At 47.3% G+C, this 14,934-nt stretch carries 14 protein-coding genes and 1 tRNA gene; 2 read left to right on the forward strand and 13 right to left on the reverse strand.

Going from position 1 to position 14,934, the window contains the following annotated elements:
• Positions 1–31: 31 nt before the first annotated feature.
• From BN1938_RS12330 to BN1938_RS24080, 13 genes are all read right to left on the reverse strand, one after another.
• Positions 32–1,813 (reverse strand): peptidoglycan D,D-transpeptidase FtsI family protein, encoded by a 1,782-nt coding sequence (locus tag BN1938_RS12330; protein WP_050640914.1) that lies wholly within the window; start codon positions 1,811–1,813, stop codon positions 32–34.
• Positions 1,814–1,878: 65 nt separating this feature from the next.
• Positions 1,879–3,900, reverse strand: coding sequence for a peptidoglycan D,D-transpeptidase FtsI family protein (locus BN1938_RS12335; protein ID WP_050640915.1), 2,022 nt, complete (start codon positions 3,898–3,900; stop codon positions 1,879–1,881).
• A gap of 11 nt (positions 3,901–3,911) precedes the next feature.
• Positions 3,912–4,454, reverse strand: coding sequence for a hypothetical protein (locus tag BN1938_RS12340; protein ID WP_050640916.1), 543 nt, complete (start codon positions 4,452–4,454; stop codon positions 3,912–3,914).
• A gap of 145 nt (positions 4,455–4,599) precedes the next feature.
• A complete protein-coding gene (gene rsmH / locus BN1938_RS12345) occupies positions 4,600–5,535 on the reverse strand; it encodes a 16S rRNA (cytosine(1402)-N(4))-methyltransferase RsmH (protein ID WP_050640917.1) in 936 nt (311 codons plus the stop codon).
• A gap of 36 nt (positions 5,536–5,571) precedes the next feature.
• On the reverse strand, positions 5,572–6,009 hold the full coding sequence (gene mraZ / locus BN1938_RS12350; RefSeq protein WP_025655684.1) for a division/cell wall cluster transcriptional repressor MraZ: 438 nt from the start codon (positions 6,007–6,009) through the stop codon (positions 5,572–5,574).
• A 946-nt stretch (positions 6,010–6,955) separates the two neighbouring features.
• On the reverse strand, positions 6,956–7,114 hold the full coding sequence (locus tag BN1938_RS23400) for a hypothetical protein (RefSeq protein ID WP_156320701.1): 159 nt from the start codon (positions 7,112–7,114) through the stop codon (positions 6,956–6,958).
• Between the two features lie 16 nt (positions 7,115–7,130).
• Positions 7,131–7,367 carry a hypothetical protein gene (locus tag BN1938_RS12355; protein WP_025655683.1) on the reverse strand — a complete coding sequence of 79 codons (237 nt, stop codon included), beginning with the start codon at positions 7,365–7,367 and terminating at the stop codon, positions 7,131–7,133.
• 76 nt (positions 7,368–7,443) lie between these two features.
• Complete coding sequence (locus tag BN1938_RS12360) at positions 7,444–8,283, reverse strand: DegV family protein (RefSeq protein WP_050640918.1); 840 nt, start codon at positions 8,281–8,283, stop codon at positions 7,444–7,446.
• 111 nt (positions 8,284–8,394) lie between these two features.
• Positions 8,395–9,714, reverse strand: a complete 1,320-nt coding sequence (locus BN1938_RS12365; protein ID WP_148487198.1) for an FtsW/RodA/SpoVE family cell cycle protein — start codon at positions 9,712–9,714, stop codon at positions 8,395–8,397.
• Positions 9,715–9,851: 137 nt separating this feature from the next.
• Positions 9,852–11,732 carry an asparagine synthase (glutamine-hydrolyzing) gene (gene asnB, locus BN1938_RS12370; RefSeq protein ID WP_050640919.1) on the reverse strand — a complete coding sequence of 627 codons (1,881 nt, stop codon included), beginning with the start codon at positions 11,730–11,732 and terminating at the stop codon, positions 9,852–9,854.
• Between the two features lie 1,370 nt (positions 11,733–13,102).
• On the reverse strand, positions 13,103–13,720 hold the full coding sequence (locus BN1938_RS12375) for a manganese catalase family protein (protein ID WP_050640920.1): 618 nt from the start codon (positions 13,718–13,720) through the stop codon (positions 13,103–13,105).
• Positions 13,721–13,723: 3 nt separating this feature from the next.
• On the reverse strand, positions 13,724–13,993 hold the full coding sequence (locus BN1938_RS12380; RefSeq protein ID WP_050640921.1) for a spore coat protein CotJB: 270 nt from the start codon (positions 13,991–13,993) through the stop codon (positions 13,724–13,726).
• The gene (locus BN1938_RS24080) at positions 13,990–14,112 is read right to left on the reverse strand and encodes a spore coat associated protein CotJA (protein WP_083487071.1); all 123 of its coding nucleotides are present in this window, start codon (positions 14,110–14,112) and stop codon (positions 13,990–13,992) included. Before BN1938_RS24080 ends, BN1938_RS12380 begins: the two co-directional genes overlap by 4 nt.
• A gap of 20 nt (positions 14,113–14,132) precedes the next feature.
• Here BN1938_RS24080 and BN1938_RS23955 point away from each other — a divergent pair, with 20 nt between their 5' ends.
• Together BN1938_RS23955 and BN1938_RS12390 are read left to right on the forward strand one after the other, a co-directional pair.
• On the forward strand, positions 14,133–14,546 hold the full coding sequence (locus BN1938_RS23955; RefSeq protein WP_050640922.1) for a hypothetical protein: 414 nt from the start codon (positions 14,133–14,135) through the stop codon (positions 14,544–14,546).
• Positions 14,547–14,615: 69 nt separating this feature from the next.
• A tRNA-Pro gene (locus tag BN1938_RS12390) sits at positions 14,616–14,690 on the forward strand.
• The last annotated feature ends 244 nt before the right edge of the window (positions 14,691–14,934 follow it).

Consider the following 14,934-nt stretch of genomic DNA (forward strand, 5'->3'; position numbering starts at 1 on the left):
TTCCCTGACAGAACTCTTTCATTTTTTCTGCTTAATCCGCTATATTTTCTTCCCCTGTACCGTTCTCTTCTGCCTCATCCTGTGCGATTTCCTTTTTTTCTATCCCCAGATACGGCAGGACATTATCGTATATGCTGCGTACCACCGGTGCGGCGATTGTTCCTCCATAATACACGCCCTGCGGGTTATTGATCAGTACCATGCAGAGCACTTGCGGATTTTCTGCAGGCGCGAATCCTAAAAAAGATGAAATATACTTATTAGCGCTTCTGGGCAGTGTCTGAGATGTCGCAGTCTTGCCGCCGATGGTATAACCTTCGATATAGGCATTCTTTCCTGATCCTTCTGAAACAACGCTTTCCAGAAGCATCCTCATAGTTGCGGAAGTCTCCTCCGACACAATTCCCTTCTTCTCTTTATACTTTAATTTTTCGATCTCATTCCCCTCTTTATCCAGTACTGCCATCCCTAAGTGCGGTGTTACTCTCCTGCCCCCGTTTACAAGAGAACTGACTGTTGTCGCCAGCTGAATCGGCGTAACCTGAAATGACTGCCCGAAGGAGATTGTGGCCAGTTCCACCGTACCGATATCTTCCTTCTTATGCATAATGGTTCCAGCCTCTCCCGGCAGGTCAACATTTGTCAGGCTGAGGAGGCCGAACTGTTTAAAATAATCATAAAATTTATCGGAACCGAGCCTGAGCCCGATATCGATAAATACAGGGTTGCAGGAGTTCTGTATCCCCTGTACAAAGGTCTCGGCGCCATGGCCGCCCACCTTATGACAGCGTATTTTTCGGTCCTCCACGACTCTGTAGCCGGGGCATGAGAAGTTATCACTGAGGCTGACAACGCCTTCCTCGAGACATGCAGAAGCCGTAATGATCTTAAATACAGAACCCGGTTCATATGTGTCGTTGATGCATCCATTTCTCCACATACGGTTCAGCTCTTCCTGTTTCTGTTCGTCCGTCAACGTGTCCATATCTGTCCCTGTATTTAGTATATACGGCTCGTTCAGATTAAATTCCGGAACATTGACCATTGCCAGTATTTCACCGTTCTGTGGATTCATCATCAGCACGGAAACGCTGTCCGCCTGTTTTTCTTCTTTTACTTTCAGGGCCGCCTGCTCACAGAACGACTGTATATTGTAATCCAGGCTTATCTGCAGTGTATTTCCCGCCACAGGTTCAATTCGGTCCTCCGCAATTCCCTCCAGTTCAATTCCCCTCGCATCCGTCACAGTCAGGATCGTCCCATTTATTCCTTTGAGGTACTCTTCATACTTCACTTCCAGGCCGATGATCCCCTGGTTATCACCGCCTGTAAATCCCAGTACCTTTGAGCCAATCTCATCGTAGGGGTAATAACGCTTAAAATCTTCGTCTACTTTCACGCCGGCCAGATTATAATTGCGGATTCTGTCTCCCACTTCTTTGGCCACATTTGTTTTTACTTTTTCCATCGAAGAGACTTTTTCGACCCTCTTGCGCACAGTCTCCTCATCCAGCTCCAGCTCCTTCATCAGCGTCTGGATTACCAGTTCCGGATCTTCTATCTGATTGTGTATTACGGAAATCGTACAGACCGTCTTATTTGTGGCAAGCACTGTCCCATTTCTGTCCACGATTTCTCCTCTGGCCGCTTTGATCTCCCGCTCTCTCTCGTGAAGTGATTCCGCTTTTTTCTGGTAGTATTCTGCATCGAATACCATGAGATATACAAGGCGGCCGATCAGTGCCAGCAAAATGACAGATGCACAGCAGAATACGACAAGTATCTTCCTTTTATTATATGTTTTGTTCTTCATAAATAAATAACCTTACAAAAGACATTTTTATAACATATTACATCTTTTGTAAGGTTATGCGTATTCTATTCCGTTGGCTGACCGGCCGCCCAGTCATCCAGGTCCGGATTGTAGTTTTCATCTATATAGGAGCCGTCTGCATTATCATAAGTATCCTCATAGGCAGAATCAAAATTCTCGTACTCTGTCTGCTGGGGCTGTGTGCCCTCCTGTACGGTTCCTACCGTAGCTGCAGTATATCCCTCCATTGTTGTGATGCCAAGATAAGGAAATGCCTGCGCCATGATTTTATTTGACAACTCCAGAACATAGCTGCTTGTGGACTGATCCGGCACGTTTGGCTCGTCTATGACCACATATACAACGACCTCCGGATTCTCCTGGGGAGCGTACCCTATAAAGGATAGCAGATACTTTCCCTGATCACGCGGCAGTTTTTCGGCAGTACCGGTTTTTCCTCCGATATCATAGCCCTCCACTGCGGCGCCCTGTCCTGTTCCGGTAGTCATAACCGCCTTCATATACTGTTTGACCGTGGTCGATGTTTCAGAAGAAATTGTCTTTCTGAGGAGTACCGGATCCTTGGTCTCAATGACCTTTCCGCTTTCATCCTGGATCTGTTTTACTACATGGGGTTCGTAGTAATACCCTCCGTTGACCAGAGAGGAAAATGCCGCCGCCATCTGCGTCATAGTCACATTAAATCCCTGCCCAAAGGAATTGGTTGCCAGGTCTGTAATTCCCATTGTCTCTTCCGTATAGACAAGAGGTGACGTTGAGGCTTCTCCCGGCAGGTCTATCCCCGTATATTCACCGAATCCGAAAATATGCTGATACCTGGTGAAATCCTTGATTCCAATGGACTCAGCCATCTGCATCAGTGCCACATTGCAGGAGTTTGCCACTGCCTGTTCCACTGTTTCCGGGCCATGCCCTGTCCGGAGATGGCAATGGATATCATAATCTCCGACATGCAGATAGCCGCCGCAGACATAGTTCTCATCCCCCTTTAATGCCCCCGTTTCCAGTCCTGCCGCTACCGTAAAAGGCTTTGCTGTAGAACCGGGCTCAAACGCATCGCTGACACAGAAATTCCTCCACAGCGCATTCATTGCTTCAAGCTGTTCATCATCCGACATTTCTTTCAGCTGTTCTTCCGAATATAAGCCAGTCAGGTCTCTGGGATTATTCAGGTCAAAATTCGGATAAGATGCCTCGGCCAGAATCTCCCCTGTATTGGGGTTCATGATTATGACTGCTGTATTCTTACTTCCGGGTTCCCCTTCCCGCTCCTGTCCGGTATGCGCCTCGTTGAATTCTCTAATGCACTGCTCTACAATACTCTGTAGCGTCATATCTATCGTGGATACGACCGTACTGCCATTCTTTGCCGGCTTCACCGTGCGCTCTACCGTAGACTTGCTGTCAAAGTAACCATATTCACGGCCATCGGTCCCGTTCAGAATCGCATTGTATGCGCTCTCAATTCCGACCGCGCCCTGATTGCCGGATACGGTAAATCCTACCACATCGCTGGCCAGGGAGTTGTATGGATATGACCGGTTATAATCGTCTTCCAGCCAGATTCCCTTGACATTCGGATTCTTTTTCTTATCTTCCTCTATCGCCTCAAATTCCTTTGCCTTCTCGTAGGATACGCCCTTTGCCAGTATTTCATACCTGCTTTCCGGCTTTTCCTTTATAAGGGTCCGGATCTTTGATTCCTTGATTCCAAAGCAGTCTTCCAGCACTTTAATCGTGGGCTCTATATACTCATCGTCCGATACCATCACATTAACATCCAGGATGACATTGTACACTCTCTCGCTGGTGGCGATCTTGGTGCCGTTACGGTCCACAATATCTCCCCGTTTATAAGGGATTACTCTGCTGTCATACTCCTGCTGGTCAAGCACAATCTTGGTATATTTATTCCCCTTAGAGGCATTAATATAAGTAATTCTCCCTACAAGAACAATAAAAGCCAGTATGATTGCCATGAACAGCATTACCAGCTTTTTTTGCATCCTCTTCGGAAATTTTTTAGTTAAAAATTGAAATCTATTTTTTCTTTTACGTTTTGCCATAGTTGTTATCCTTAATCTGATACGTCTCTGGATTTCGCCAGAACACCGTCAGATGGTATGTCATTGTACTGCTTTACATAGTCGCTTGTAGGGCTCTCATACTCCACTACATTGCCCTGCGCCGCATATACCATTCCCATCTCATTCATGGCTTTGCTGCGTATCTCCTCCAGATTTACGGAGTCCGCAGCTGCGTTATACGCCGTATCATTCTCGTCTGTCAGGTCTGCAAGCTTCTCCTGCAGCACTGAAATGTTCTCTGACCTGTTTACAATGTCTGACTGCAGTTTCAGATATGCAACGCATATAAAAACTGCACAGACTGCTGCTGCTACCAAAAATACCGCGTAAGCGGGGCTCATATTCATAGCTCTTTTCCGGTTTTTTCGCACCTGGCGGCTTGTCCTTTCCGGACGCTGCGGCCGCTCCTCTGGCATTCTCTTTGGCAGGACTTCCGGCTGGCGTACTGTATTACCATAAACATATGCCTGTCTATGGCTGCTATTCATGCTGTCTGATCTTCTGTATGCGGTAACTTGTCTTCTTGCAGCCATGATCGTCTGCCCCTTTCCTTGATGCTGTTCCGCCAGGCTCTCCCCTTCCTGACGGAGCTCTATTTGCTATACTCCTTATAAATGCAGCTTCCCCACAATCGGAAGCTTAACCCTCATCAGGCTCCCTACTTCCTGATGGGATGTACTAGCTCCGTTCAAATATCCGCAGTTTTGCGCTCTTGGAACGGCTGTTTTCTTCCAGTTCTTCCTCACTGGGCAGAATTGGTTTTCTTGTAATTACTTTTCCTTTTGATACATTTCCACAGACACATACCGGGAAATGGCTCGGACAGGTACACGGATTCTCATTCTTCCGAAACGCACTCTTGACAATCCGGTCCTCCAGTGAATGGAAGGTTATGATACAAATCCTTCCGCCCGGATTCAACAGTTCAATCATGTCGTCCAGCGTGTCCCGAAGTACTTCAAGCTCACGGTTAAGTTCGATCCTGATGGCCTGATATGTCCTCTTGGAGGGATGTCCCGAAGTCTTTTGGATCTTCATCGGGATGGCCTGTCTGATAATCTCATTCAACTGTCCTGTAGTTTCGATCGGGCCCTTCCCGCGTGCGATTACAATATGCTTTGCAATATTCTTTGCAAACCTGTCTTCCCCGTAATCCCGTATCACGCGGTAAAGGTCCGATTCGCTGTAGCCATTGACAATATCCTTTGCCGTCATCTTCTGCCTCTGATCCATCCTCATGTCCAAAGGTGCATCTGTCCGATAGGAAAATCCCCGTTCTGCCGTATCCAGTTGGTAAGATGATACGCCCAGATCCAGAACAATTCCATCGACTTTGTCAATGCCTATCTCATGGAGCCTCGGCTTCATATCACAATAATTGCTCCTGATTATTGTAACTCTCTCCCCGAAGTCGAGTAATCGGGCGCCGGCCGCTTCAATCGCCGCCGCGTCCTGGTCTATTCCTATAAAACTCCCCTTGCTGCTTAATTTGCTGCACACTTCAAAGGCATGTCCGCCCCCGCCGAGTGTAGCGTCAACGTAAATCCCGTCCGGCTTTACCGCCAGACCGTCTACAGTTTCTTCAAGTAAAACTGATGTGTGCCTGAATGCCATAAATTCCTCCATTTGTCATCAGAGCAGCCATCACTTTTAGATTCTGATCCCAATTGCTTCCATTCTTTCTGCAATGGCATCCAGATCCTCTTCGCTGACCATGCTCCGCTCTTCCCAAAGTGCCTTATCCCAGATTTCAACGCGGTCCTGAACTCCCACGAGGACAACATCTTTTTCCAGTCCGGCTGCTTTCCTGAGCGTGGGAGGTACAAGTACCCTTCCCTGCTTATCAAAACTGCCTTCTGATGCACTTCCGAAGAAATAACGCTTGAATACTCTGGCATCTTTACTCATGCGTGGTAAGGTTTCCAGTTCGGCAACGAATTTGTTCCATTCGTCCATGGAGTAGACAAAAAGGCAACCCTCCAAGCCATTACAAATTACAAAACTATCTCCCAAATCGTCTCGTAACTTGGCTGGGATGATTAGTCGGCCTTTTTCATCAATTGTATGATTAAACTCTCCTAATAACATCCGGAACCCCTTCTGCTAAGTGGGCCTCCACATTCCTCCCCACTTTGTGCCACTCACTACCACTTCCTACCACTTGTCACCATTGTAAACCACTCTTCCTCCATTTTCAAGTCCTTTTTTCAAAAAAATTCTTGGGAGGGGGTGGGGCGTTTGGGTACGTCCGCCGGGAAAAGCGGGAATATGGGGGCCTGGGGCGGTATGCGGGGGTAAGCCAGACTAAAAGAAAAAAGACGGAAAACCAGGACAACCTTGACACTGAGCCCAAAATCTGATCATTTTGATCTCAGGGTCGAGGAAAAACTGTGATTTGTGATCACAGTTTTTGTCCTGGTTTTCCGCCTTTTTTCTTTAAGTCCGGCTAACTCCCGCAAAGACGCCCCTGGCCCCCATATTCCCGCTTTTCCCGGCTGTGTTCATCCGGAAACTGACAACTGCCGCTTCCCCTTTGGGGAATTGGCGGGAATGGCTGGGGCGCGGGGCTGGGCGGAGGTTTACGCTTGCGCTTTGGGGAGGGGATTTTGTGCGATGGAGAGAAGTGGGGGGAAATATGTTTAGGTGGTGGCCGGTGGGGGAATTAATCTGAGTGGAGACAGGTTGAGATGTTCTTCAATTCGTGGTGGCTGGTGGGGAATTAATTTGAGTGGGGACAGGTGGAGATATTCTTCAATTCGTGGTGGCTGGTGGGGAATTAATTTGAGTGGGGACAGGTGGAGATCCTCTTCAATATGTGGTAGCTGGTGGGGGAGTTTTAAACGTATCCCATCCCCGTCCCCCTTTCGTCACCGTCCACGAGGCCCGGTTAAGTAATCCCCAGCGGGGCATATCCGCCATGATGCATCCAGCCTGAACGGCAAGGTGTGTATGCCTTTTGCAGGGGCTGTATATGCCTCTTAGATTTGCTTAAATGAAAAAGACGAAAAAGCAGGGTCAAAACCGTGATTCCGGATCACGGTTTTGCCTCGGCCGGACGTGCGAAATTCATCAGAATTTCGGACGGCCTGCCGGGGTTGCCCTGCTTTTTCGTCTTTTTCATTTTAGCAAATCTTGATACATATACCGCCCCTGCAAAAGGCATACACACCTTGCCGTTCAGGCGGCCCCACATCTCGCGCATCTCCCCGCTATTGACTCAACTGACTCATATAATTATTGATGGAGTCATAGTTTACCTGGGCTACAGGTCTTTCTTTCCCCGCTTCATGTGTCTGGTATGCCGAGTATCCCAGCCATCCGACTAAAGCTATTACTGCTAAGCTGAGCACTGTTTTGCGCACAACATTCATAATTCTCTGCTTTTTAACTATTTTCTTCCTGTTGGCCTTTTCTTGTTTGTATCTATCTACTTTTTCCTGGCTCATCTTTAAACTCCTTCGTGTTTCTTTTTGAGATCATTATCCGGTCTCACTGCCTAAAAGCATTTTATCACAAACTTTTCTATATCACAACTATAATTCCACCGTCGCTTGCATACATTGTGCTGATCCCGGCTGTATCTATAATGAAGCTGGTCTTTACGTGAATCTTTTCTAAAAGCATCCGCTGTACTTCCAGCGCCCTCTCTTCACAGTTACAGTGGGAAATCGCCAATATCTTTTCCTCCGGCATCTCCAGATCTTCGATTATGTGATCCGCCATTTTTGCCAGCGCCCTTTTCATGCCTCTTGCCTGTCCCAGCTGACAGATGACGCCCTCGGGTTTTGCACCCATGACCGGCTTGATGTTCAAGGCGCTTGCCACGATTGCCTTAATACCCGACAGCCTGCCGTTTTTTCTCAGGGTATCCAGGGTCTCAAGTACAAAATAAGTATTCTGCCCGGCGATATATCTTTCAACGGTGTCAATCACCTCTTTGAATGTCATTCCCCGGTCTTCGCATTCCTGTATCTTCATCGCAATCAGGGTCTCCCCCACGGATGCGGAACGAGAATTGAAAATATAGATGTCCTTTTCTCCATATTCTTCTTTGTAAAGCTTTCTGCCCAGCTCCGCGCTGTTATAGGATCCGCTCAGTTCCGCAGACAGAGTAACCGCGTAAACCCTGTCCGCCTCACAGTGATATCTCTCCATGTATTCTTCCGGCGACGGGCAGGATGACTTGGGACATTCCGGGCTTGCCGCCACGCGTCTCAAAAAATCTGCCTGGTCAAATGTCTCATCGTCTATGATCCGGACTCCGCCCACTTCCATACTCAGGGAAGCTGTCTCAAAAAGTCCGCTTTTTTTCATATCTGCTGTTAATTCACCACAGCTGTCTACAATTACTTTATAGCTCATATTATATCCTCCCACACTACAAATAGTGCATTTCGCATCTATTATATGTAGTTTTAAATACTACATACTAATATAGCACACTTTATATCGTATGAAAAGATATTTTTTTAATTACCCGTCACTCAATTTGATTTTTCTGGATATTCCCAGTGCAATCCCCATCTCCGTCATCAAAAACAAGATGGATGTTCCCCCATAACTAATGAAGGGAAGCGTAATTCCCGTTGTAGGAATCAAGTTGGTAACAACCGCAATATTCAGAATTACCTGAAGTGCAATGTGGGCAAAAATCCCGGTGGCAATCAGGGAACCGTACAGATCGGGCGCATTTCTGGCTATAAACATCAGCCTGTACAATAAAAGACCAAACAAGACCAGAATCACAATTGCACCGAAAACCCCCAGCTCCTCGCAGACAATAGACAGAATCATGTCATTCTGCACTTCCGGAATTACCCCGAGTTTCTGTGTACTGTTTCCAAGACCTTTTCCAAAAAATCCGCCGGAACCGATTGCATACAGCCCCTGCATTACCTGGAAGCCGCCTTTGTCCGCGTGGTTTTCCGGATCCAGCCATGTAATGATCCGGCGCAGACGAAAGTTTTCACTTGTGGTAATGGTCGCCGCCATCACGGAAATCCCCACGACCGCCACTGCGGTAAATGCTCCCGCCACCGCGATAAAAGGCTTTGTCTTAGGGTGAACTACAAAAATCAGTATGCAGGTGATCGCCATCACAATAATCGCCGTACTCAGATTGTCTGTCAGAAACATGACTCCCCCGGCCGCAATTACGCCGAATGCCATAATCCTCACAATCCCTTCCCTCGTATTGATTTTCTTTCCCAGCCTGCACAATTCATAGGATATAAACAATATCACCGCTATCTTGGTTATCTCGGATGGCTGCAGTGTCAAATTTCCAGGCAGCTGGATCCATCTTCTGGCTCCATATATTTCAATTCCCAGCGGTGTCTGTACCAGAGCCATCATAATCATCGCGAATATGTAAAGTTCAAACGCAAACGCACCATATATATGATAGTCAATCTTGGATACTATAAACATAGCGGCAAAACTTAAAACACTGATGACCGCCTGTTTGGAAAAATAATACATATCGTTCTCAAAGTCTGACTGTGCGCTGTAGGCGCTGGTACTGTAGAGCATCACCAAACCAAAGCACATCAGAAAAATGATCACCAGCAGCAGATCGTAATCAAAATACCGGATGCCCTTTTTCACCCGCTGCTTCCTTCCGACCTTTTTCTCCGCAGGCGGCGGAGAATGCGGAATGCTCTGCATGGGCCATGTTGCGTCCGGCCTCTTTCTCCTGGCTTCTATACTGCCGCCATCACTGCTGCCTCTGCCCGGCGGCGTTGCACGCTTCCTCCCGTTATTTCGAATCGGCTGCACTGTCCTGCTTCTCATGATATCTCCCCTGTTCCTGAATTTTTACAAAAGATCTCGTCTGTTTACTCCTGCCAGGTATTATTGTGGCATTTTACGAAAACAGACGCGCTAAAACAGCCGGCCGCCATCGACTCCGGCCGGCTGTCCTTCTTTTCCTATCTGCTGCTCATAGCCGGATGCACCGGTTTGCCATGCTCAAAAAATCTGTCATACCACACAAGGAAAATATAGACCGTCCAGATCTTACGGCTGTTGTCTGTTTTCTCATTTGTATTCTTACCATCCTTATGCTCATCCAGCATTTTCACCAGCATGTCTGTATTGAAAAACTTCTCCGCTGCTTCGGATGTAAACATCTTTTTTACTATATTATAATACTTCTCTTCCCTCAGCCAAACTCTGATCGGAATCGGAAAGCCCAGCTTTTTCTTTTCTGCTGTCTTACTCCGTATTACTTTATCTGCTGCCGCCCTCAGGGCCACCTTAGTCCTCGGTGCGCGCACTTTATAATCCAGCGGCAGGGTCTCGGCCAGTTCCAGCACCTCCCTGTCCAGAAACGGCACTCTGACTTCCAGCGAATTAGCCATTCCCATCTTATCGCCCTTCATCAGGATATCGTGCACAAGCCACAGATGCAGATCCACATACTGCATCTTCGTTACCGGGTCTTTTCCCTTTACCCGTTCGTAAAGCGGGCGTGTTACCTTCTGAATCCCCGGCTCACATCCTTTCTTGAGCAAGCGGCTGGCTTCTCTCTCCGTAAAAATATTCGTAGCATTTGCAAAATAACGCTCCTCCAGTGTCTTGCCGTGCCTCATCAGGAATCCTCTCCCCTTCACTCCTCTTGGCAGACAGCGCTCCGCAAACTTACCAAGCACTCTTCTGATGCACATGGGAATCTTATTAAATGCGGTATGCTCCAACGGTTCACAATATATGTTATAGCCTCCGAAAAGCTCGTCAGAGCCTTCTCCCGAAAGTACTACTTTTACCTTCTTGGCAGCCTCTTCACTCAAAAAATACAGGGCGATAGCAGCCGGATCAGCCACCGGTTCATCCATATAATACTGGATATCCGATAATTTGTCCCAATATTCCTCCGGCGTAATTACCTTTGCATCGTTCTGCATATTGATGCTTGCCGCAAATTCCTTTGCATCCTGAATCTCACTGTATTTCCCCTCGTCAAACCCTACGGTAAAGGTACGGTCCACCTGCCCCAGATACGTCAGATAACTGGAATCCACGCCACTTGAAAGGTAGGACGCAACCTCAACATCACTGATCTTGTGTTTTTCCACCGACTCTTTCATAACGTGTTCGATATCTTCCACAATCTCCTCAAAGGACTTCCTGCTGTTCCCCGTAAAATGCGGTTCAAAGTACCTGGTTATCTCCATCTTTCCGTTTTCATATGTGAAATAATGGCCCGGCTGAAGACAGAATACCCCCTTGAAGAAAGTCTCATTTGTGGGTACAAACTGAAAAGAGAGGTAATTTCCAAGGGCCGCCTCATGAAAGACTTTATCAAACTTTGGATGCTCCATAAATGACTTGATTTCTGAGCCGAACATCAGTGTACCATTCATCTGTGCATAATATAGCGGCTTAATGCCAAAAATATCCCTTGCCGCAAAAAGTTTTTTCTTCTTGATGTCCCAGATTGCAAATGCGTACATCCCGCGCAGCCTGTCCACAAGGTTCTCGCCCCACTCCTCATAACCGTGCAGAAGCGTCTCAGAATCCGTATTTGATACAAATATATGCCCGGCCTCCACCAGGTCACTCCGCAGGTCCTGGTAATTATATATCTCTCCGTTAAACACCAGCACCATGCTGCGATCCTCATTGTAAAGCGGCTGGTCTCCCACCGATGAGAGGTCAATGATGCTCAGCCGTCTAAAACCCAGCGCCGCATCCTCATCCACATATCTGCCCTCACTGTCCGGTCCTCTGTGTACGATCGTGTTCATCATATTGACCAGTACCTGTTCTCTATCTTCAACTTCTCCTACAAATCCTGCAAATCCACACATAAAAATTTATCTCCTTTTATTATGCCATCCTGTTCTACCGCGTATCAAAGGATACTCTACTATATAACTTGTCCTATATTATAGCTTTTTTTACATATAAAAACAACTTTTTTTAAAAGAAGGGAAAAAGTACCCACATTCCTATTACTATTCATACCCCAGCTAACATCTAACTCGGGATTTAGTCGGCAAGCTTTAGACTTGTCGACGGACGGGGACGCTTCATGACAGGGAGGCCGGGGAGGTGCTGGGGCTGTATATGCCGTTGCGATATGCACCCGTGCTGCTAAGTGTTTCTAGAACAGCCGCTGCCGGATAGGCGGGTACGCTGAACACATCACGGGAAATCTGATGATTTCCCGCGCTGGGTTCAGCAACAACTTGATTTGGAGATCAAGTTGTTCCCCGCCTATCCGGCAGCGGCTGTTCAAGAATCACTAAGCGCACTCCAGCATTTCGCAACGGCATATACAGCCCCGGCACCTCCCCGGCCTCCCTGTCATGAAGCTGGCTCATCCAATCGGCAGGAAAGCCCGCCAACCGGGTGGGATCCCGGACCAGGGCAGCGGATGTGGATTGGCTATGCGTGTCTTTTCATCTTCAAGATGCGTATTGAATTATTTTGATACTGGAACCGTATCCCTTTGCTTATGTACACCTACTGGGGACATAAAAGTCCCGCCAATTCAATATCCATACGCTGCCCCCGTTTGAGGCTCCAACTTAGGAACGAGTCCTTTTCCTGCTGGTCGGATGCACCAGCTCCATGAAGGGATAGCTGAAAACCTCCCGGAGAACATCCATGTCCTTTCAAAAACGCTCAAAGCGAACCTTAGAAATTCTTGGTGGGAAACAGCCCTGAAAATGGAGAGATTTTTGGATTCCGAATCCAAAAATCAGCTGACCCAGCGCGAGAAATCATCGGATTTCTCGTGATGTGTCAGTGGTGCTCCATTTTCAGGGCTGTTTCCCGCCTAGAATTTCTTAGGCCCGCGGCCGCGTTTTTGAAAGGACATGGATGTTCTCCGGGAGGTTTTCGGCTATCCCTTTATGGGGCGTCCCCATCCGCGCCGAAACTAAAGCTCGTCGCTAACTCCCGATTTAGATGTTGGCTGGGACGTGTAAAGTAACGTCTGAACAGTAACACCTTCCCTGTGCTGGTCGAATAATTAAATTGAAACTTCCCAATTATAAAACAAGGGGATCACAGGACACGGAACCGTTTGGAGGTTATCCTCCAACACATGAACGTATAGTAATACATAAAGAAGAATCCCACAGGAAATATCAGGTCTTGAAACTCTTGATTCCCATGGGATTCTTCTTACTTCATATCAAACAGACTGAAGACATCGCCCGCACAAGCGGCTTTATTTACATCCACAATCCTGACGTATATCGAATTCTGGATTAATAGCATAGAAGTTTTTGCTGTCCAGATTATCCTGAACGATACGCAAACTTTCTCCGAATCTCTGATAATGAACAACTTCACGTTCCCTCAGGAAACGAATAGGATCGCAGACTTCCGGGTCTTTCACCAGTCTCAGAATATTGTCATAAGTAGTTCTAGCTTTTTGTTCGGCAGCCATATCTTCATGGAGATCTGTGATTGGATCGCCTTTCGACTGGAACACGGTTGCCGTCCATGGCATCCCGCTCGCCGCCTGCGGCCAGAGCGCAAGTGTATGGTCTACATAATAGGTACCGAAGCCGGATTTTTCAATTTCTTCCGGTGTCAGGTTTCTGGTGAGCTGATGGACAATGGCACAGATCATCTCCATATGAGCCAGTTCTTCCGTGCCGATATCTGTTAGAATACCGGTTACCTCTTTGTAAGGCATTGTGTATCTCTGTGAGAGATAGCGCATGGAAGCAGCGAGCTCGCCGTCGGGTCCCCCGAATTGTGTAATAATGATCTGAGCAATTTTCGGGTTGGTCTGTGTGATTTTTACAGGATACTGCAGTCTTTTTTCATAACCCCACATATACTAACATCCTCCTTCCTGCCATGGCCATGGCTCATTGATCCAGTCCCACCTGTCAGCGCAGGAATAGACAGTGGTATCAATTGTAAGAGGACCATAGTATGCGGCATATTCTTTCAGAGCCTCATTTCTCATGCGGCTGTACTCACGAAAGTAAGCGAGTGCATCTTCATCGCAGGGGTGGGTATCCAAAAAAAGTTTCACGTCATCCACCGCGAAGCTGACCGCATTGATATGGTCTAGTAAATCTTTTCTGCATGGACGTTCACTCATCGATTACACCCTCCTCTTCCATGAAATGGTTTTGAAAGGTCTTCAAAAATTGTACCTCTCTGGAACCCTTTACAAGGTTCGTATAAATTCCGCCATTTCTGCCAGGGCACGTATGCCATAGCAATTGGGAAATCTTCCAATGCATCATAACGGCATCCACACGGCTGTGACGGACGGCGTTCCGGGGTGCGACATTCACACGGTTCTGGTTTGTGGTGTTCCGGATGATGTCCGCATGGTTCCGGTGTGCGGCAACCGCACTGTTCTGGTTTACGGGGTTCTGGTGTGCGGCAGCCGCACTGTTCCGGTTTGCGGGGTTCCGGAGTACGGCAGCCGCATGGTTCCGGTTTGCGCGGCTCAGGAGCGCGGCATCCACAAGGCTCCGGCTCGCCGCACTGGCGGTCAGTTCTCGGCATTGGTGCAGGACGGCAGTTATTATTACCGTTGGGCATGCTGCGGCAGTTATTATAGTTCATTTGTCTGCCGTAGCGCATATTGTTTTGACAATTCGCCATTTGCGATATCTCCTTCCATATCATTTACAATATTATAGTATGGGAGAAAATTAAAAAGGTTCCACTTTACAATTTGGCAAAAGTCTTATATAATAGAACAAGTGAGGCGGGGTGTGGCTCAGTTTGGTTAGAGCGCACGGCTGGGGGCCGTGAGGTCGCAGGTTCGAATCCTGTCACCCCGATTCCTTATATTTACAGGGTTCTTGGAATCTAACAGCAAAGAAATTGATTGGAGTAGTCCTTTAGGGTTGCTCCATTCTTTTTTCCTTTTTTTTCTATTTCTTTCTTTTTTTATTTTGTTGTCATTATGAGTCTTATTTGGTATAATTCAAATAAAGTGTGACACTTCGACACTTTTAAGCAAAAAATCGTAATTTGATTTATCAATACACCATAAACTTCTTTGAGAACAGCTCAAAAACTATG

The sequence above is a fragment of the Eubacterium sp. SB2 genome (genome assembly GCF_001244405.1).
Taxonomy (GTDB): Bacteria; Bacillota; Clostridia; order Lachnospirales; family Lachnospiraceae; genus Faecalicatena; species Faecalicatena contortus_B.

Coding starts and splice junctions, on each gene's coding strand:
- BN1938_RS12330 (WP_050640914.1), bottom strand. CDS start 1,813: ATGAAGAACAAAACATATAATAAAAGGAAGATACTTGTCGTATTCTGC.
- BN1938_RS12335 (WP_050640915.1), bottom strand. CDS start 3,900: ATGGCAAAACGTAAAAGAAAAAATAGATTTCAATTTTTAACTAAAAAA.
- BN1938_RS12340 (WP_050640916.1), bottom strand. CDS start 4,454: ATGGCTGCAAGAAGACAAGTTACCGCATACAGAAGATCAGACAGCATG.
- rsmH (WP_050640917.1), bottom strand. CDS start 5,535: ATGGCATTCAGGCACACATCAGTTTTACTTGAAGAAACTGTAGACGGT.
- mraZ (WP_025655684.1), bottom strand. CDS start 6,009: ATGTTATTAGGAGAGTTTAATCATACAATTGATGAAAAAGGCCGACTA.
- BN1938_RS23400 (WP_156320701.1), bottom strand. CDS start 7,114: ATGTGGGGCCGCCTGAACGGCAAGGTGTGTATGCCTTTTGCAGGGGCG.
- BN1938_RS12355 (WP_025655683.1), bottom strand. CDS start 7,367: ATGAGCCAGGAAAAAGTAGATAGATACAAACAAGAAAAGGCCAACAGG.
- BN1938_RS12360 (WP_050640918.1), bottom strand. CDS start 8,283: ATGAGCTATAAAGTAATTGTAGACAGCTGTGGTGAATTAACAGCAGAT.
- BN1938_RS12365 (WP_148487198.1), bottom strand. CDS start 9,714: ATGAGAAGCAGGACAGTGCAGCCGATTCGAAATAACGGGAGGAAGCGT.
- asnB (WP_050640919.1), bottom strand. CDS start 11,732: ATGTGTGGATTTGCAGGATTTGTAGGAGAAGTTGAAGATAGAGAACAG.
- BN1938_RS12375 (WP_050640920.1), bottom strand. CDS start 13,720: ATGTGGGGTTATGAAAAAAGACTGCAGTATCCTGTAAAAATCACACAG.
- BN1938_RS12380 (WP_050640921.1), bottom strand. CDS start 13,993: ATGAGTGAACGTCCATGCAGAAAAGATTTACTAGACCATATCAATGCG.
- BN1938_RS24080 (WP_083487071.1), bottom strand. CDS start 14,112: ATGGCATACGTGCCCTGGCAGAAATGGCGGAATTTATACGAACCTTGT.
- BN1938_RS23955 (WP_050640922.1), top strand. CDS start 14,133: ATGCATCATAACGGCATCCACACGGCTGTGACGGACGGCGTTCCGGGG.